The sequence below is a fragment of the Sphingomonas sp. Leaf62 genome (genome assembly GCF_001421915.1).
In the GTDB taxonomy this organism is placed as follows: domain Bacteria; phylum Pseudomonadota; class Alphaproteobacteria; order Sphingomonadales; family Sphingomonadaceae; genus Sphingomonas.
On the sequence record NZ_LMLN01000021.1, the window covers coordinates 1 to 18,215 of the forward strand.

14 protein-coding genes and 1 pseudogene are annotated in these 18,215 nt (G+C 65.7%); 9 read left to right on the forward strand and 6 right to left on the reverse strand.

Annotation, left to right across the window (positions count from 1 at the left end):
* Positions 1 to 188: 188 nt before the first annotated feature.
* Entirely contained in the window at positions 189 to 1,361 is a 1,173-nt protein-coding gene (locus ASE91_RS09185) for an AraC family transcriptional regulator (RefSeq protein ID WP_200911225.1), read from the forward strand.
* Positions 1,362 to 1,741: 380 nt separating this feature from the next.
* Complete coding sequence (locus ASE91_RS09190) at positions 1,742 to 2,827, forward strand: S41 family peptidase (RefSeq protein WP_200911226.1); 1,086 nt, start codon at positions 1,742 to 1,744, stop codon at positions 2,825 to 2,827.
* A gap of 292 nt (positions 2,828 to 3,119) precedes the next feature.
* Here ASE91_RS09190 and ASE91_RS09195 read toward each other — a convergent pair whose 3' ends face one another.
* The 5 genes from ASE91_RS09195 to ASE91_RS09210 form a co-directional block, all read right to left on the reverse strand.
* Positions 3,120 to 3,383, reverse strand: coding sequence for a hypothetical protein (locus tag ASE91_RS09195; protein ID WP_056625308.1), 264 nt, complete (start codon positions 3,381 to 3,383; stop codon positions 3,120 to 3,122).
* A 3-nt stretch (positions 3,384 to 3,386) separates the two neighbouring features.
* Positions 3,387 to 6,293 (reverse strand): helix-hairpin-helix domain-containing protein, encoded by a 2,907-nt coding sequence (locus tag ASE91_RS09200; protein ID WP_056625310.1) that lies wholly within the window; start codon positions 6,291 to 6,293, stop codon positions 3,387 to 3,389.
* On the reverse strand, positions 6,293 to 6,817 hold the full coding sequence (locus ASE91_RS20955; RefSeq protein ID WP_327196773.1) for a DUF6504 family protein: 525 nt from the start codon (positions 6,815 to 6,817) through the stop codon (positions 6,293 to 6,295). Before ASE91_RS20955 ends, ASE91_RS09200 begins: the two co-directional genes overlap by 1 nt.
* 72 nt (positions 6,818 to 6,889) lie before the next feature.
* On the reverse strand, positions 6,890 to 8,083 hold the full coding sequence (locus ASE91_RS20960; RefSeq protein ID WP_327196774.1) for a Y-family DNA polymerase: 1,194 nt from the start codon (positions 8,081 to 8,083) through the stop codon (positions 6,890 to 6,892).
* Entirely contained in the window at positions 8,001 to 8,723 is a 723-nt protein-coding gene (locus ASE91_RS09210) for an ImuA family protein (protein WP_156357758.1), read from the reverse strand. The genes ASE91_RS20960 and ASE91_RS09210 overlap by 83 nt, the downstream gene beginning before the upstream one ends.
* A 115-nt stretch (positions 8,724 to 8,838) precedes the next feature.
* Here ASE91_RS09210 and ASE91_RS09215 point away from each other — a divergent pair, with 115 nt between their 5' ends.
* From ASE91_RS09215 to ASE91_RS20590, 4 genes and pseudogenes are all read left to right on the forward strand, one after another.
* Positions 8,839 to 9,216 carry a hypothetical protein gene (locus ASE91_RS09215; RefSeq protein WP_056625316.1) on the forward strand — a complete coding sequence of 126 codons (378 nt, stop codon included), beginning with the start codon at positions 8,839 to 8,841 and terminating at the stop codon, positions 9,214 to 9,216.
* A gap of 12 nt (positions 9,217 to 9,228) precedes the next feature.
* Complete coding sequence (locus tag ASE91_RS09220; protein WP_056625319.1) at positions 9,229 to 9,855, forward strand: SOS response-associated peptidase family protein; 627 nt, start codon at positions 9,229 to 9,231, stop codon at positions 9,853 to 9,855.
* A 3-nt stretch (positions 9,856 to 9,858) separates the two neighbouring features.
* Positions 9,859 to 10,839, forward strand: coding sequence for an MBL fold metallo-hydrolase (locus ASE91_RS09225; RefSeq protein WP_056625321.1), 981 nt, complete (start codon positions 9,859 to 9,861; stop codon positions 10,837 to 10,839).
* An 88-nt stretch (positions 10,840 to 10,927) separates the two neighbouring features.
* Positions 10,928 to 11,097: pseudogene (locus ASE91_RS20590) on the forward strand (IS3 family transposase); the annotation flags it as partial.
* Positions 11,098 to 11,301: 204 nt separating this feature from the next.
* Here the strand turns inward: ASE91_RS20590 and ASE91_RS09230 are convergent.
* Complete coding sequence (locus ASE91_RS09230) at positions 11,302 to 13,134, reverse strand: hypothetical protein (RefSeq protein WP_056625326.1); 1,833 nt, start codon at positions 13,132 to 13,134, stop codon at positions 11,302 to 11,304.
* Between the two features lie 140 nt (positions 13,135 to 13,274).
* Between ASE91_RS09230 and ASE91_RS09235 the strand changes: the two genes are divergently transcribed.
* The 3 genes from ASE91_RS09235 (at position 13,275) to ASE91_RS09245 (ending at position 18,195) form a co-directional block, all read left to right on the forward strand.
* Entirely contained in the window at positions 13,275 to 15,161 is a 1,887-nt protein-coding gene (locus ASE91_RS09235; RefSeq protein WP_056625331.1) for a TIR domain-containing protein, read from the forward strand.
* An 803-nt stretch (positions 15,162 to 15,964) separates the two neighbouring features.
* Positions 15,965 to 17,860 carry an AI-2E family transporter gene (locus tag ASE91_RS09240; RefSeq protein WP_056625333.1) on the forward strand — a complete coding sequence of 632 codons (1,896 nt, stop codon included), beginning with the start codon at positions 15,965 to 15,967 and terminating at the stop codon, positions 17,858 to 17,860.
* A complete protein-coding gene (locus ASE91_RS09245; protein WP_156357757.1) occupies positions 17,857 to 18,195 on the forward strand; it encodes a hypothetical protein in 339 nt (112 codons plus the stop codon). The genes ASE91_RS09240 and ASE91_RS09245 overlap by 4 nt, the downstream gene beginning before the upstream one ends.
* The last annotated feature ends 20 nt before the right edge of the window (positions 18,196 to 18,215 follow it).

An 18,215-nucleotide genomic window follows, 5' to 3' on the forward strand; every position in this document is an offset into this window, starting at 1 on the left:
TTCGACTATCAGGACCGCGGGGCGCTTCGTTCGGGGAGGTCGCCGTCAGCCTTCGAAGATCCGTGGGCATGAATGAGTGTCTGGAGTTGGGTAACCGGAAGGCCGGCCCGATCGTCCGGATTTGGGTCGAGAACGACGGCCATGCGGAGGCCTCCTATGAGGGTGCCCTAATGTGCTAACGGTCAGGGATGGGCCTGGTCTTTGGTTGGCGCAGCGCGATGCTGCTTTCCGCAACTTTCGTGTTGCTACCATTGTCTGCGGCCCTTGCATCGAGTTTGCGAAATCGACTGGCGAACCGGACACTCGCGGCCCTGACTATCGTACTGATCGGTGTCTTTACCCCGTGGCTTATCGGGTTCGCGGGCTTTTACGATCGGTGGCGCTGGCTGACGTTTCTGCCGGTCGCGGTTCCGCTACTGGTCCCGGCGCTGCTTCGGTTTTATGTCCACGCACTGGTAACGGACACGCTCCCGCCGCGCTGGCGGTTCATGCTCGTGCCCGGACTGGCCGAGTTTGCGTTTCAGGTGGTCAGTTTCTGCCTGCCGATGCCGTTGAAGGATCGCTGGGCCGACATTGCCTTTTCGGTCGTCACCCCAATCCTTTCCCTTGCCCTGATTGGCAGCTTCGGGGTGCACATGGCGGCGTCGGTGCGGCAGCTGCGTCGGTACCGGGCGGCGCTCGTCAATGTCGTCGGAGACGATGCGCGCTTTGCCGCCCGCTGGTTGTCGGCCGCCATTGCCGCTTTCGCAATCTTGTGGAGCATCTGGGCAACGGTGCTGATCTGGGACTGGCTCGATCCGCTGGGCTATACCGGATTGATGTGGCTGTATCTGATGATTGCTTCGGCCGCCCTGTTCCTCGCGATCGAGGGATGGCGCCATGCCAATGCGCCATTTCCCAGTTTGTCCTCGCTTGAACGCGTTCCGGCAGTACCGGCCAAAGGACCGGCACGCGACTGGTCCCGACAGGGGGCGGACTGGGCCAAGCAGACTCGGTTGGCCGGGTGGGCCAGCGACCCCGACATCGACGTGGCAACGCTTGCCCGGCTGCTCGGCACCAACACCGCCTATCTGTCCCGCGCATTGAACGAGGGACTGGGTCAGAACTTCTCGACGTTCATCAACGGATTGCGGTGTCGTGCGGTCATGGATCGTCTGGAAGCAAGTGACGATCGCGATGTGCTGACGCTTGCACTCGATGCCGGCTTCGCATCGAAAGCCAGTTTCAACCGGGCGTTTCGGGCGACAACCGGGATGACGCCTTCCCAGTATCGGACCCACGTCGCAGAAGCGAAAAACCACGGCGCATTGCCTGAAATGAGGCGACCGGACGCCAGTTTGCCGTCCATCCCGGAGACATGAACCGACGCCATCTTCTCGCGGCCTTTGCCGCACTTCCGCTGATGTCCCGCTCAGGCTGGGCCATCGCCGCGCCCGATATCGCCGGTGTCCGCGAAGACCTGACGGTGCTGCGGGCGGCAATGGCAATCCATCCCGGGCTTCACCGCTATCTGTCGCCGGCCGACGTAACCCGAAATATCGCCACCTTCGAACAGGGCTATGTCGCCGGCGCACGAGCAGGATCGTACCCGCACTGTTTCCTCGCACTCTCCCGGTTCCTGACCACGATCCGCTGCGGTCACAGCTACCCCAATTTCTTCAACCAGACCGCTCCCGCGGTGAAGGCGTTGTTCGATCGCCCAACCCGGTTGCCGTTCGACTTCGAATGGATCGGACGGTCGATGGTCGTCACCGCCGATCATAGCGGAACAGGCGCGTTGCCGCGGGGGACCGTCATAACGTCGATCAACGGACGCAGCGCCGGGGAGGTTCTCGATACGTTGATGCCGTATACCCGTGCCGACGGCCATAATGACGGCAAGCGCCGTTCGCTGCTGGGCGTGCGGGGGGCGGAGGACATCGAGTATTTCGATGTCTTCCAGGGGCTCCTGCTGCCGCCTGCCGGGGGTGTGCATCGCCTGTCGATCATACGACCGGATCGACGGGAACTTCGCCTGGAGCTTCCGGCGATCGGCCTCGCCGCTCGGCAGGCGACGATGACGCGTGTGCGCGACGATAGTGATGCCCCGCGCTGGACCTATCACGTGCGACCGGACGGGGTCGCCATACTGGATATGCCCGGTTGGGCGATGTGGAACTCTAAGTGGGACTGGCGGAGCTGGTTGTCCGACCGCCTCGACGATGCGGCGACCACGCGTGGTCTAGTGATCGACCTGCGCCGCAATGAAGGCGGCGACGATTGCGGTGATCCGATCCTTGCCCGTCTCATCGATCGCGATCTGGCCGGTTGGTCCTTCGAACCGAAAGTGCGGTTCCGCGAGGTGCCGGCGGCGCTGGCGCCGCACGTTTCCACATGGGACGATCGTTTCCGTCGCTTGGGCGTCGGCGGTGCCGATCTGGGTGATGGCTGGTATGGTCTGCCGGAAGGCGAAAAGCTTCTTCCCATCCGGCCGGACGCGAAGCGCCTGGACGTTCCAGTCGCGGCGTTAATCGGCCCAGCGAACAGTTCGGCGACGTTCGGTTTCATTAACGCGGCTAGAACCAGCGGGCGCATAAGGCTGTTCGGGGAACCGACCGGGGGCAACCGGCGCGGGATCAACGGCGGCGGCTTCTTCTTCACGAAGCTCCCGGCAAGCGGTATGGAGTTCGACCTGCCGCTGATTGGCTATTTCCCGACGACCCCGCAGCCTGACGCGGGCATCGCACCGGACGTCTTCATCCCCCTTACGGCGGATGCGATAACCCGCGGAACAGACCCGGTGCTGGACGCTGCGGCGATATGGGCAGCAGAGCATTCCTCCAGTTGAGTTCTTGGCCAATTCGTTGGTTACAGGCAGCGCACTTTCGGTCGTTAGCCTTGGCGGAAGGCATTCTGCATCCAAGCCACCTGTTCCCGAAATATCATCGTTTCAGTGAAAACTTCCGGCATAGCGAGCGGGAGCCATCAGCTGCGGTACTGCTTATAGTCGCCTCGCAGGAAAGCCCCAATCTCGACCGTTCCATGCGCTCGCACGATTTGGCTGAGAAGTGAGCCTACTGGCCAGGACGAACGGCAGGTTTCGGGAATCGGCTCGATGGTGTTGTATGGTCGGAAGTGGGTTAAGACAGGTGGCTGACGCCTTCGATCTGCCGAACTATCCCATTCAGTGCGGCGGTACAGCCCTGCGCCCGCCCGATATCATGATCCGTCCCAGCCGAATTCCAGAACATGTCGAGTGGCCAGCGTTCCGGGCAATGCGTGACGAGGCAGCGCAGCGCGAGCCGGACTTCGACTGTGTCGACCTTGCGGTTGCCAGAACGCGCCGCCGCCGCGCTAAGGATGTGGAGCGACAGGTCGATGATGATCCGCTGATGGCGCGACACCGATCAGTGGAAGTCACGCGACTTCACCCGCACGACATCCTCCGGGTCCATGCCATTGTTATGCGGCAGCCAGTAGCTGTCGCGGGGGCCGGGCTTCCAGCCGGCATCACCGCGATCGGGTGAGCCCGCATGCCGCGCACCGTCGCCACGCCCCGTCGTATGCGGGAAATCCATTTGCCCGACCTGCGCAAGTAGCGATCCATGGTCGATGATCCGGTCGCAGATGACGTGGATGACCTGACCTTCCTTTTGCACGCGGCCCTCCATTCCGATCATCGCCGCCGACATTACCGTGCGGGGCTGTGCCTCGAAGCGGTCGGGCCACAGAATGCCGTTGGCGATCCCCGTCTCATCCTCAACAGTGATGAACAGCACGCCCTTGGCTGATCCGGGTTTCTGCCGGACCAGGATGATCCCGGCCACCTCGACGTGACGGCCGTCCTTGATGTTTGCGAGATCTGCGCAGCGCGTGATGCCACGCCGGGTCAGGTCCTGCCGCAGGAAGGCAAGCGGGTGCGCGCGCAGCGACAGCTGTAGCGCGCGGTAATCCTCGACGACCTCGCGGCCATCCGACAGTGGACGCAGACTGACGTCCGGCTCCAGCCCTTCCGGGCTGAAGAGTGACTCGCGTGCATCGGCGGCGAAGAGGGGCAAGGGTATGTCGCTGAGGCCCTTCACCTTCCATAAGCCCTGCCGCCGGTCCTCGCCCAGTGTGTGGAAGGTGTCTGCCTCAGCCAGCCGTTCAATAGCGGCACGAGGCACGCCAGCACGCCGCCAGACCTCCTCGACCGAGCCGAACGGCACCTGCCCACGCGCGGTGACGATCGCCGCGCCATGCGCATTGGCAAGGCCGCGGACCTGCCGCAGCCCGAGGCGAACGGCGAGATAGCGGCCATGGCCCGGCTCCAGCGTGCAGTCCCAGCGGCTGGCGTTGATGCAGGCGGGACGCACCTCGACGCCGTGGTCGCGAGCGTCGCGAACGACCTGTGCCGGCGCATAGAAACCCATCGGCTGCGCATTGAGCAGCGCGGCGCAAAACACGTCGGGATGATGATGCTTCATCCAGCAGCTGGCATAGGCGATCTTGGCGAAGCTCGCCGCATGGCTCTCGGGAAAACCGTAGGAGCCGAACCCCTCGATCTGCTTGAACGTGCGTTCAGCGAAGTCGCGGGGGTAACCACGCTCGACCATGCCGCCGACCAGCTTGTCGAAGAAGTGGCTGACGCCGCCGGTGAACTTGAACGTCGCCATCGCACGGCGGAGCTGGTCCGCCTCCTCGAGCAGGTTGAAGGCTCTGTTCATGCAGCCGAGCATGCCGAGACCGAGCACGTCGACCTTCATGAACTTCAGCGCATCAATGTCGTCCTTGTCCCATTCGATCACCTGCCGGTCGACCATCGCGGCAGGTTCGATCGGAACGAGGTCGTCGAGCCGGTCGTGCGTCAGCACGAAGCCGCCGGGATGCTGCGACAGATGCCGCGGCGTACCGATCAACCGCCTCGCGAGATCGAGCGCCAGCCGCAGCCGGCGATCCTCCATGTTGAGGTTGAGTTGCTGGACCTGCTTCTCGCCGACGCCTTCCTGGCTCCAGCCCCATACCAGCCCGGCGAGCGCCTTGGTGAGATCCTCGGGCAGCCCCAGCGCCTTGCCGACCTCGCGCACCGCGCCGCGCGCGCGATAGCGGGTGACGACCGCGGTCAATGCGGCATGGGTCCGGCCGTAGGTCTCATAAATCCATTGGATAATCTCCTCGCGGCGCTCATGCTCGAAGTCGACGTCGATGTCGGGCGGCTCGCGGCGTTCGCCGGAGATCAACCGCTCGAACAACAGCTCGTGCTTGATCGGGTCGATCGACGTGATGCCGAGCATGAAGCAGACGCAGCTGTTCGCCGCGGAGCCGCGCCCCTGGCACAAGATGCCGCGGCGTCGGCTTTCCGCGACGATGCTGTTCACGGTTAGGAAGTAGGGCGCATATGCGAGCTCGGCGATCAGCCGTAGTTCGTGATCGATCTGCGTCCGGTATGGCACGGGCACACCGTCCGGAAATCGGCGCTCGACGGCGGCCTCGGTAAGCTGTTCGAGCGCCTGCTGCGCGGTCAACCCGTCGACGACGCGCTCGTCGGGATATTGGTAGCTCAAGTCACCGAGGTCGAAGGTGCAGCGGCGGGCGATCTCGGCGGTCGCGCGGATCGCGTCGGGGAAGGCAGCGAAGCGGCGCTCCATCTCTTCCGGGGATTTCAGGTGCCGGTCGGCATGACGTTCGCGGCGATAGCCGAGCGTGTCGACGGTGCACTTCTCCCGGATCGCGGTGACGACGTCCTGCAGCAGCCGCGCGTCTGGCGCATGATAGAGGATGTCGCCGACCGCGACGGTTGCGACTTGTGCGTCGGTCGCCTGCCGGGCAAGGTCGTGAAGGCGCATCGCATCGTCGGGCCGCCGCCGGAAGGTGAGCGCACAATAGCCGCGGTCCCCGAACACCTCCTGCAGGTCGCCGAGATTGCTGCGGGTTGCGTCGCTGGGCAGATCGGGTAGCAGGATGGCGATCATCCCCGCGTTCCAGGTGACGACATCCTCCCACGCCAGCGCGCAGCCGCTCTTGCCCGCGCGCGACTTGCCAAGCGTGAGCAGACGGGTGAGGCGTGACCAGGCGGGCTTGTCGGTCGGGTAGAGCAGCAGCACGCGGCCGTCGTCGAGCCGTACCCGCGCGCCGGCGATCATTCGCACGCCGGTTGTTTTCTGCGCCTCCCAGCCACGCATCAGCCCGGCGACGCTGCCGAGATCGGTTAGCCCGAGCGCGGAATGGCCAAGCAGCGCGGCGGCCGCGAACAGTTCGTCCGGGCTGGAGGCACCGCGCAGGAACGAGAAATGGCTGGTGACCTGAAGTTCGACATAGGTCGTCTGCGTCGTCATCAGCCGAACAGCCCATGCAGATACCAGCTGAGGTCGCCGGTCGCGGAATCGACGCCATCACCGCGGCGGAACAGCCAGAAGCGCGCGCCGGTATCGTCCTCGACGCGGAAATAGTCGCGCACCGCCCATAGCTCGCCATCGCGCCGCCACCATTCGCCGTGGATGCGCTCGGGGCCGTCGCCAGCGACGACGGCATGGACCTGGCCACGCCAGGTGAAGCGGCGGGGCGGAGCGTCTGGCAGCAAGGCCAACACGCCGACCAATGGTTCCGGCCGGTTGAGGAGCCGCACCGGCCGCCTCCACGCGGGCCAGCCGGTCGGCGCAGCGAGCGGCGCGGTGCGACGGACGGCGCGCTCGGGCACGTCGCTCTCTACCGGCGCTGCGGTGAACAGAGCCGCATCACCGACGCGGCCGGCGATCTGGTCGACCAGCGTTGCGACATCCGGCGGACCATCGTCGCCGGCGAGGCTGGCGGCAAGCGCCGTCGCGCCGAGCGGATCGGTGCGGGTGGCGGCGAGTCGCATCGTCTCAATGCCGTCGCCTGAATCGATCGTCGCGATCCTGAGGTGGAAAAGGCGGGCGAGATGGGTCGCGTCTCACGTCGGTCGCGATGTGCCGATCGCGAGCCGCTGCTTGCTGCCGTCGATCCGCTCGATGACGAGCAGCAACGTGCGGGCGCCGGCGCCGCGTTCCTGCAGCAGCTGGATCATGTCGGCGAGAAGATCGCGGATGACGTGTTCGATCGCTTCGGCGGTGCCGATCGGCTCAAGCAGGCGGCGGTGTGCCAGCGGCGTCTCCTCCGGCACGACCGGCACGATTGGTTCCGCCACCCGTCGGAGCGCCTCGTCGAGGCGGCGCACGCTGGCGAGTCCCAGTCGGCGCGCAAGGGGACCCCGCGGCAGCGGCAGCAGATCGGCGATCCGGTCGAGCCCGAAGCGCGCCGCGGCGGTCACTGCCTCGGGCGTCAGCCGCAGCGCGGCGGGCGGCAGGCCGGCAAGTGCCTGCGCCTCGCCGCCGTTCGGAATGGCGCTGATCGCGTCACGCCCGAACCGCGCCAGCGCGTGTGCAACGCCCGGCGTTCCAGCCACCGCGACGCGTGCGGTATAGCCGAAGCGCTGGCAGAAGCGGATCAGCCGCTGGCAGAAGCGCGCCTCGCCGCCATGGAGGTGCGCCGTACCGGTCAGCTCGATCCACAGCCCGTCGGTACCACTTGCTGCTGCGGTGGGTGTCCAATGCCGCACCGCATGCAGCGCGAGACTGTCCAGCACCGCTCGGTCGGCGTAGGGGTCGGCGGCACGCACGTCGAGCTCGGCGACCAGCGCGCGCGCCTGCGTCACCACCATGCCGGGTGCCAAGCCGAGCGAAAGCGCGGCGGGACACACGGCGGTGATGACGTGGCGTTGGCCGGCCTGCTCCGCGAGGATCAGTGGCACCGCATGGGCTATCGGCGCGGTCACCGGCAAGGGCCTGCGCGTGCCACCCGCCGGTACCGGTCGCTTGAACGGATGGTCCGCGGCCTCGGCGCGCCGGCCGAGCTCCCACATCGTCGGCTGCTGGTGACGCGGCAGCGCCGCGGCCCGCTCTTCGATCGTTGCACGTGCGCCGTCGTCGCGCGCTCGGCGCGCGCCAGGGCGCCAGCCGCCGCCCCGCGGGACCGAACAGGCACCGGGGTCGTCGTCGATCGGCAACTGTGGCGCAGGCTGCGGTTCAAGCAGCGCGCGCGGTCGCTCGAGCCGACGCAGTCGCTCGATGGCGAGGTGCGGCAGGTAGAGCGAGGCGACCCGTGTCATCGCATGCCTCCAGTTGCAGGGTGAAGTGATGACCGCCGCGCTGGCGCGCGAGGTCGACGGTCCAGCGCGCCCGGCCGACGCCCGGCGCCGGCAGCCGCTCGGACGGCGCGCAGGCGATCCGCCAGCGCGTCATCGCCGCCGAGAGGTCGGACAAGGGCTCGACACCGGCCTTGTGCCAGCGGCGCGCGAGCAGCGCCGGAGCGTGACCGCTCATCGCAGCGAGTTGCAGCCGCCGCGTCGCGACCATGTCGGTGCGCTTCACCTCACCGACGACTGCGGCGAGCCCGCCGTGGCGCAGACTATCCTCCATGATGGCGAGGACTTGTTTGTCGTCGCGCGCCTCGACGAACAGCAGCGTCGCCGGGTCCAGCCCGGCCTGTTCAAGCCCAGGAGCGTAGAGATCGAAGCGGGTCAGCGCCCAAAGCACACGCCTACCGGATCGCGCTGTGGCGCGGGCAGCGATGCCGACCCAAAACAGCGTCGCCGCGGCATCATCGGTGAGCATCGGCGTCGCCGGCGACACCTCGTGAAGGCCGCCCAGCACGAGCCCGCCCTCGGCGAATCGCGTGTCGATCGCATCGATGCCGAAAGGCAGAACCGCGAGCTTCGGCCCACGGACGACACCCAACTCCTCGCGCAAGCGAGCCAGGGCATCATCGGGTTGGGGGTTAGCGGACATGGCTGTTACGACTCATTTGTTCGCTATATGTTCCAGAATTGTTGCAGGAGGGTCAAGGCGTTACGGGAGAGATTCGGTGAACCGAAACGGGATCGATGCTGCCGGCCCGGCAGCTCCGACGGGGGCAGCGCGAGCGGATTACGACCATGTCGGACGTCGCCTGCGCACGCTCGAGCAATGCGCGCTGTACAAGCGGACGTTGCGCCTGACCTGCCCGCGCTGCGGTCATGTCCGGGTGCTGGATGCGGTATGCCTGTGGTGGATGTTCAACCGCCGCGGCTGGGACGATGGCCTGCCCGCCGTGGCAGCCCGGCTATGCTGCGCCGGCTGCCGTGAGCAGAAAGCAACGGCGCGACCGCGCGTCACGGTCGGTCGCGAACCTCCGACCGGCGCGCCTCTGCCCTATCCGGACAAGGCGACGTGGAAGAAGCTTGTCTCGCGCCATCGCTCGTGATCGAAGACGACGATGTGCAATCTCTATAATTTGAAGGTCGATCCGCGCGGCTATTTCGATGCGCTTGCCGCGGTCGACGACGCGGCCAACGTGCTGGGAATGGAGAAGGACTATGCCGCCCCCGGCAAGCCCGGCTATGTCGTGCGCTACGAGGATGGCCGGCGGGTGCTGAGCACGATGCGCTGGGGCTTCCCGACCCGAAAACCCCGCAAGCGTCCGGCGCGCGAGGGGGACCTGCCGTTCCTCTACGACTGGTGGACCAACGCCCGCAACTTGCACAACAATTTGTGGAAGCCCTGGCTGCTACGGACCGAGCATCGCTGCCTCGTGCCCTTCACTCGCTTTGCCGAACCCAAGACTGTGTCCGACCGTCAGGGTCCGGGCGATACCAACTGGTGGTTCAACGTCGAGGACCAGCCGGTGCCGTGCTTCGCCGGCCTGTGGAAGGTCGATGCCGACCACGACCGCGTCTACGCCTTCTGCACCACCGAGCTCAATCCACTCGTCGCGCCGAAACACCCAAAGGCGATGCCGATGATCCTGCTCGCCGAGGATCAAGAGCGCTGGCTGACCGCGCCAGTCGAGGAGGCGTTGACCATGCTCACCGCCTATCCCTCGCAGTTGATGCGCGTCGCCTGACCGATGGCCCGCAATCGCTATTATGACGGCCCGCCGAGCGATCATTTCGACGGCACGCGCTTCTTCAATCCCGGTCAGGTGAGCACCGACCGTGGCGTCTCCAACATGCTGCGATGGAAGCTGGCCGGTGGCGCGGTGAAATGGCCCGCCTCGGTGCCCATCGTCCCGGCCAAACCCGAGGCACACGTCGCCGGGCTGCGCATCACGATGGTCGGCCATGCCTCGCTGTTGATCCAAGTCGCGGGCCGCAACATCCTTACCGATCCGGTCTGGTCAGAGCGGGCGAGCCCGTTCCGCCGCATCGGACCGAAGCGGGTGACAGCGCCGGGCATCGCGTTCGACGACCTGCCGCCAATCGATTTCGTGCTGCTCAGCCACGGTCATTACGATCATCTCGATGTCGCGACATTGCAGCGGCTGCACGCGGTCCACGATCCGCTGATGGTAATGCCGCTCGGAAACGATGCCGTCGTGCGGGCGGCCGTGCCTGCGGCCCGCTGCATCACCGGCGACTGGTGGGACCGCTTGGCGCTCGGTGACGAGATCGCGACGACCGTGACGCCCGCCTATCACTGGTCGAACCGTTGGCCAAGCGACACGCGAATGATGCTGTGGGGCGGCCACTACCTGGAGACACCCGCCGGCGCGATCTGGTTCGTCGGCGATACCGGCTATGGCGATGGTCGCATCTTCGGCGAGATCCGTGGGCACCTCGGGGCGCCCGATGTCGCGCTGATCCCGATTGGTGCCTATGCGCCACGCTGGTTCATGGCGGCGCAGCATGTCGACCCCGTCGAGGCAGTGCGGATCTTCTGCGATGTTGGTGCAGATCGAGCGCTCGGCATTCACTGGGGGACGTTCCAACTCACCGACGAGGCGCGTGGAGCACCGGTCGAGGAATTGTCCGCAGCGCTAGAGGTAGCTGGCGTCGCGCCCGAGCGGTTTGTGGCGGCTGAAGCAGGCGAATTCTTCCACTTCTCCTGAACCAAGTGATTGCTTGGCTGGCAATGTTACTGCATCTTTGAGCCGCGCCGGGTTTGTCGGAGGCTCCAACTCCAGAGAAGGTGGAGCCATGACAAGCAACACGACGAACAAATTTGCGTTAAAGGTCCGCGAGCGTGCGGTGCGGATGGTATCCGATGATGAGCGCGATCACCTCTCGCGGTGGGCGGCGCTGGTGTCCCCACTGAAGTTGCTGGCAAAGTGAAGGCGCTGGAACGCGAGGTTCGCGAACTGCGGCAAGGCACCTTTAATTCCCCATATGGCGCAACTACTCGGGGAACGGAGGTAGAACGGCAAAAAGTCCTTCGGCTGCCAGTTCCCGCAGTCGGAGAAGCAAATTCGACTTATTAGCCGCCGATCCGCCGATCCGCCGATCCGCCGCATCGCCACGCGACCAGCGTCAGACCAGGAAACAGCGAGCCCGCTGATCGACGCGCGTCGGCGTCACCCCGGCAGACTCAACGGACGCGCGCGCGTGGCCCTCGACCATTGCGAAACGTCGCTGGTGAGCAGTTCCGCGGTGCGCCGGATCAGGCGGCGCAGTCCGTCGAACCCCGGCGCTTCGTCCTGTACGATCCGGAGTAATTCGCCTAGGTGTACCGCAAGCGCCCCGTTGCGTTCGGCGGAACCCGCAAAGTCGCCTTGCATGCGGATGCCGTAGATGGCGGCACCGATCGCCGGCAGCGCGGCGCTGACGATCGTCACGCCAACCGGCATATGGTGATCGCCGCCTTCGCCATGTGCGAAAAAGGTCCAGACCAGTTCGATCCCGAGTACGCCGGCGCAGACGATAGCGGTGATCGCGAACAACGCACCACCCACGCGGTGCAGCCGGTGTTCGAGCTTGTGCATCCGACCGGCTTCGCGGCGGACATAGGCGATCTGGTCGTCGAGCAGCGCGACGAGGCTCGCATGGGTTTCGGCGAGGTAGGCGGCATCGATCCGGGCGGAGGGCAGTCCGATCCGGCGCGCGATGTCGCGCCGCTCGCGTCCCGCCACATCGCCATTCTCGGCGCGCACGCCGCGCAGGAACAGGTCGCCGAGCGACGCGGATACGGCAAGGCAGCGCAGTTCCTCGGCAAGGGTCCGCTGGTTGAGCCACCGATCATGCCAGCCCGCCCGCGATCCCCAGCGGATGACGAGCAGGATCGAAGCGATCGACACGAATTCGCCCGCCGCCAGCAGCGGTTTCACGGCAACCGGCACGATCATAGCAAGCAGCGCCAGCACGACGGCGAGCGCCGCCAGCGCAAAGCTGCTGACGAAGGCACTGCGAAACAATTGCGCGGCAAGGCTCGCTTCGCAATCCGCCTGGTCGAAGCTCGGCCAGAGCAGACCATCGATCCGCATCCGCAACGTCGTCGCCAGGCCGTCCTGCACTGCCCGCGGTGCCGGGCATGGCCGACGTAGATCGGCGAAGCGGAACTTGCGGACGCCGGTGCAGGCTAGTAGCAGCGGATAGGCGATCGCGAACAGCGGTGGCGTCTTTGTGCCGGACCGCCGTCGCTTATCTTCTTCGCCGTTTGGCGCGCTCGATGCCAGCCGCGCCATCAGCCGCGGCAGGTCTTCCAGCCCGCTGCGCGCGACGCTATCCACCGCCTCCGGTCCGGCATCATGGTCGTTCAGGCCGCTCCACAGCAGCACCGGCGACCGGGACGCATCGGGCTCGAGCACCACGACCGGGATCGAATGGGCGACCGCCTCGGCGACGATCTGCGCCGCGCCGCCGCGTCCGCGCGCCGGTTCACCGTCCCATATCGCCAGCAAGATGTCGCTCTGCGTGAGAACGACCCGGCCCGCCCGTTCATAGGCGGCGGCCGCGCCGACCGGACCGTCGCGCCGTCCGGGCAATTCCAGCACGTTGGCAGACCGATCGATCCGCGCGGTCAGTTCGCCGGCCTTGGCTCCGTCGAAGTCCTGCGCATATTCCTCGCGCGCGAAGGGCAGGACCGTGTCGACCTGCCATCCCAAGGCAAACGCAGCATCGGCGGCCATGGTGTCGGCCCCTTCAGCAAGGCTGCCGACCAGGCGGAAGCGGTCGTTCGGCGCGGCGGCGGCCAGCGCCGCCAGCGCCGCGTTGATCCGGGCGCGCAGCACGACGGGGTCGACCCCGGCTAGTCGCGCCGGACGATGCCCGGTGATGCCGACCGCGATCGGCGCAGCGTCGCCGGTTCCAATGCCCGGCGTGGCTGCATCGGATCGCCAATGTCGATCGATCGGTCCCGCGCCGCCGGCAGGTTCCGGCACTGCGCGCGTCCGTCCGTCCTGGCCACTCATCCGCCGCCCCTTACCGCCCTTGCCCGATGTGGAACGGTAGAGTTGTTCCCGGCGTGCGCCAAGTACGCACGAGCAACAAGCCCCTTATGCTTAACGAATTATACCAGTAAAAGCGTTGCGGGGCATTCGGGGGGTAGACCGTGACCGATCTGTTCGTGTCGTACAAGTCGGAAGACCGGCCGCGGGTCGCGCCCCTGGTCGCGGCGCTTGAAGCCGACGGGATCGGCGTGTGGTGGGACGCGCATATCGGCGGCGGCACCGAATGGCGCGAGACGATCGGCCGCGAACTGGCTGCCGCGCGTTGCGTACTGGTGGTGTGGAGCAACCGCTCGACCGGGCCGGAAGGCAGCTTCGTCCGCGACGAGGCGACGCGCGCATTGCGGCGCGGCGCGTATATGCCGGTCTGCATCGATCCGGTGGAACCCCCGCTCGGCTTCGGCGAAACCCAGGCGCTGCCGCTGATCGGGTGGAAGGGCAATCGCAGCGATCCCCGCTATCTGGCGGTTCTGGCAGCGGTGCAGGCGGTCCTGACGGGCAGAGAACGGCCGGCCCCGCCAGTACAGCTGCCGAAACGCGGGATCGAGCGTCGCCTGCTGATCGGCGGTGGCGCGGCTGCCGTGGTGGTGGCCGGCGCGGGCGGCTGGTGGTGGACGCGCGGCACCGATTCCGGGGACAACCGGATGGCGGTGCTGCCCTTCGCCAACCTGTCCGGCGATCCGTCACAGGCGTATCTGGGCGACGGGATGGCGGAGGAGCTTCGCACCGCGCTGTCGCGCATTCCCGGTTTCCAGATCGTATCGCGGCTGTCGTCGGAAACCGTCCGCGACCTCGACGCCGGGGCGGCGGCGGCCCGGCTGGACGTCAGCGACATCCTGGCGGGCAGCATCCGGCGATCGGCGGACGTCGTGCGCGTGACGGCGCAGCTCATCAACGGCCGCACCGGGGTCGAACGCTGGTCGGAAAGCTACGACCGCCAGAACCAGGACGTTCTGTCGGTGCAGTCCGATATCGCCACGCGGGTCGCGACAGCGCTGCGCAATTCGCTGGCCCCCGCCCAGCTGGCGGCGGTCGTCGATGTCGGCACGACCAACGTCAAGGCGCACGACCTGGTGCTGCAGGCAACCGAACTTGGCACGAATCAGGACGGCGAGGCGGTGTCCCGCAAGGTGCTCGGTCTGCTGGACGCCGCGCTGGCGCTGGACCCGGACTATGCCGAGGCGCTCGCCGCCAAGGCGGGGGCGATGGCCGATATCGCCACCTTCTATACCGTCGCCGAAAAACAGCCGGCGGCGATGAACGCGGCGATCGCCGTGGCGCGCCGCGCGATCGCCCTGAACCCGGACCTGCCACGCGCGCACAGGGTACTCGGATTCCTGCTCAAGAACCAGCTTCGCTTCGCCGACGCCCTCACCGCCTATCGCCGCGCCAATGCCCTTGGTGCCGATGCCGGGGCGCTGATCGGCTACAGCTTCTTCCTCGCCGAAATAGGCCATACGCGCGACGCGCTCGCACAGGCCAACAGGGCGGTTGCGCTCGACCCGCTCAACGCCAGCGCCATATCCGCGCAGGGCAATGCCTATTATCTGGGTGGCGACTATGAAGCGGCGATTACGGCGCTGCGGCGTATGCTGCGGGCGGCACCCGAGCGGTTCTACGCGCGCTATTACATCGGCCTTTCGCTCATGTGGCTGGGGCGAACGGATGCGGCGCTGGCCGAGTTTCAGGCGATGCCGGCCGACGACAAGTTCCGCAATGTGGGTGAGGCGGTGCTCGCGGCCCGACGCGGCGACCGTGCGACATCCGACGCGGAGCTGCGGGAAGCGCTGAAGGTGGCGGACGATCAGGCAATTGTGATCGGTGCCGTTCACGCGCAGCGCGGTGAGCGCGACAAGGCGATGGCGATCATCGAAAACGCCTTGGCGCAACGCAGCCCCGATATCCCGGCGATCAAGGCCGATCCGATGTTCGCGCCGCTGCGGTCGCTGCCACGCTTTCAGCAGATCCTCGCCCAGCTGAACTTGCCGTAAGGCGCGGTCGCACATATCGCATCATCTGTGTTCAGGGCACGGTCAAAGCAAATGCACCGGCTGGCAATGTGGCTGCGAGCGGGTAGGGCAGGCATGCTTTGTGGCCGCAAGCAAGCCAGTCCGTTGCGCTGCTATAATTCGTCGCCGGAGGTGATCCGACTGGTCGTACTTGTGTACGTCCGGTTCGTGGAACCGCCAGTGGTTGGATCACGGCAGCGATGCCGTACTGCATGATACGGTACGCCTTCCGACAAAGCGAAAGTGAGGCGTCGCGTCCGCGTCGGCTTTCGGCGCCCCGGCTGTTCTGCTGCAGCCGTTCCCTCGTGCTAGCGCTGGCGTTCTCTATCAACGCGCCTGATTGGCAACGTACTTGAATCGGCGGCGGCGCGACGGGAGGCGCTCCTGCTTACGTAGGCCATTACCGTCCGCAAAGATCGATATGAACGAATGTTGGAGTTGGGGTGCGGACAACGGACTCGGGGCGGACGAGCCTCGACCTCGTTCTCCTCAAGTTGACAACATTCAGTCACTATACCAGTACCCTCGTCCGCCAGACGGTTTGCCGCGGGCGGCGTAGCGTCAATGGCTTGCCGAGATGTCTTGCGTCCGCACATGCTCTCGATAGGGTTTTGACGCTACGTGAAGACGGCGTCCTGCGTTCGCCAGCGTAAGCCTCGGCAACCTCGACGCCCGGTGCTGCAACGTCTTCTATCGCAGTAATACTTTTCTACCGGATTGGTAGCGTACGGGTGAACGGACCAAACGCGACCAGCGTGAGTTAGCTGTTCCCGAAGGGAAAGCGAATGAACGATGAACTGGGAGGAGCGTCGGCCGCCGGAGTAGCGGCCGCCAAAGTGCCGAGCAGGGATGGATTGCTCGGTCTTGCGGTAGCCGTGGTCGTGATTGCCGGGCTATTCCTAGCCAAGGACGTGTTGATACCCATCACGCTTGCGGTGCTGTTGTCTTTCGTCCTGTCGCCAATCGTCCTGTTTCTGCGACGCGTCAAGTTGCCGAAAGGGCTGGCAATCTTCGTAGCAGTGATTAGCGCCTTGGGCGTCCTCGGCGGCATAGGCACGTTGGTCGGGATGCAGGCCGCGTCGCTATCGGACAGGGCGCCAGGCTACGTCACGACTATCCAGTCCAAAATCGATAAAGCGACCGGCTTTATCACAACAGAGCTTCCGTTCATCGGACCGAACACTCCGCCTCCGGCCGTGATTGCCGATCCAAATACTGTGCGGGGCACCAAGACCCATCCCCTGAACGTCCGGGTCATCGACAAGCAGATTCCGGTACTGGAACAGGTGGGCAGCTACCTCGAACCGGTAGTCGCGCCGTTCGAAACATTCGTGATCGTACTCGTCGTAGCGATCTTCATACTCATGCAGAAGGAAGACCTGCGCGATCGAATGATCCGCCTTTTCGGCTCGTCCGACCTTCATCGCACGACGGCCGCCATGGATGACGCCGGCGGACGGCTCAGTCGGTACTTCCTGTCTCAGTTGGCCGTAAACGCCAGCTTCGGTACCGTCGTGGGTATCGGCCTTTGGATCATTGGCCTGCCGGTTCCTGCCTTATGGGGCATCCTCGCCGGCGTGCTCCGCTTCGTACCGTATATAGGCGCACTACTCGGTGCGGCTCTACCGTTGATCGTTGCGGCCGGAGCGGATCCGGGCTGGTCGACGATGGTGATGGTCGCAGCGCTCTTCGTCGTTCTCGAGCCGGTGATCGGTTATGTCATCGAGCCGTTGCTCTACGGTCATTCGACCGGTCTGTCTCCACTCTCGGTCGTGCTGGCAGCGGTGTTCTGGACCTGGATTTGGGGACCCGTAGGCCTGGTGCTGTCGATGCCACTGACGCTGCTGCTCGTCGTGCTGGGCCGGCACATCCCAAGTTTGGAATTCCTTGACGTTCTACTGGGCGACCGGCCGGCCCTTACCCCGGTCGAAAGCTTCTACCAGCGGATGCTGGCAGAGGATCCGGACGAAGCACTCGATCAGGCCGAGGGTCAGCTCGCGGAACGGTCGCTGACGGCCTATTATGATGAGGTGGCACTGGCCGCGCTGAAACTCGCAGCCGCAGACGTCGAACGAGGTGCCATCACACGCGACCGGGCAACGAGGGTCGTAGACTCTATGCTGGTGCTCGTAGGCGAACTGCACGGGCAGGAAGACACTGCCAGTGTAACCAAGGCACGAGAGGGCCGGCTAAATCCGCTGGTCGGAGAAGGCGTAGGGTTCGAAGAAACGGCGCCGGCCACACTTCCAGCAGCGCCGGCTCAATGGAAGGCCGACGGGAGCATCCTGTGCATTGCTGGACGTGGCGTGCTAGACGATGCCGTGACTGCCATGCTTGAGCAATTGCTCGCGAAGCGCGGCTTTGGTGCAAAACGGGTTTCGCATGACGTCGGATCACGTGCGAACATTGATCGTCTCGATGCTACGGGCACCCGTCTCGTATGCATATCCTACCTCGAGATCGGCGGCTCGCCGTCGCATCTCCGATATCTCGTACGGCGCATCCGGTCCCGCGTAGGCAATGTGCCGATATTGGTCGGGCTATGGCCGGAGGGCGAGGCGGCGCTCACCGACCGGGAGATACAGCGCACTTTGGGTGCGGACCTCTACGTTGGCAGCCTGGGTGCGGCGGTGGAGGCATGTCTGGAATATGCAGGTGCCGAACGGGAGCAGGCGGCATGAACGTCGTTGATCATGGCGCAGGTACCGGCGCGAGCTCCCCCTTACAGGTACCGCCGGCGGGATGGCTGGCAATCCTGAAGCGTACTTGGAAGGAGATGGGGGACGACAATATCGGCATCATTGCTGCCGGTATCGCCTTCTACGTCTTCGCCGCCATTGTCCCGACGCTCGGTGCCGTCGTGTTGAGCTATGGTCTGTTCGCCGAGGCGGAAACGGTACGGCGCAACATCGAGGGCGTCTTCGCCTCGCTGCCCCAGGATGCGGCATCCATCATTTCGTACCAGCTGCTGACTGGACTTGCCCCGCTTAAGTGGAGAGGCATTTGCTCAGCGTGACGCGGTTCGTTCGAACTGCG

Bases quoted from the DNA above. Each gene is read 5' to 3' on its own strand.
- ASE91_RS09185 (WP_200911225.1), top strand. From the start codon at position 189: ATGGGCCTGGTCTTTGGTTGGCGCAGCGCGATGCTGCTTTCCGCAACT.
- ASE91_RS09190 (WP_200911226.1), top strand. From the start codon at position 1,742: ATGGTCGTCACCGCCGATCATAGCGGAACAGGCGCGTTGCCGCGGGGG.
- ASE91_RS09200 (WP_056625310.1), bottom strand. From the start codon at position 6,293: ATGACGACGCAGACGACCTATGTCGAACTTCAGGTCACCAGCCATTTC.
- ASE91_RS20955 (WP_327196773.1), bottom strand. From the start codon at position 6,817: ATGCGACTCGCCGCCACCCGCACCGATCCGCTCGGCGCGACGGCGCTT.
- ASE91_RS20960 (WP_327196774.1), bottom strand. From the start codon at position 8,083: ATGACACGGGTCGCCTCGCTCTACCTGCCGCACCTCGCCATCGAGCGA.
- ASE91_RS09220 (WP_056625319.1), top strand. From the start codon at position 9,229: ATGTGCAATCTCTATAATTTGAAGGTCGATCCGCGCGGCTATTTCGAT.
- ASE91_RS09225 (WP_056625321.1), top strand. From the start codon at position 9,859: ATGGCCCGCAATCGCTATTATGACGGCCCGCCGAGCGATCATTTCGAC.
- ASE91_RS09230 (WP_056625326.1), bottom strand. From the start codon at position 13,134: ATGAGTGGCCAGGACGGACGGACGCGCGCAGTGCCGGAACCTGCCGGC.
- ASE91_RS09240 (WP_056625333.1), top strand. From the start codon at position 15,965: ATGAACGATGAACTGGGAGGAGCGTCGGCCGCCGGAGTAGCGGCCGCC.
- ASE91_RS09245 (WP_156357757.1), top strand. From the start codon at position 17,857: ATGAACGTCGTTGATCATGGCGCAGGTACCGGCGCGAGCTCCCCCTTA.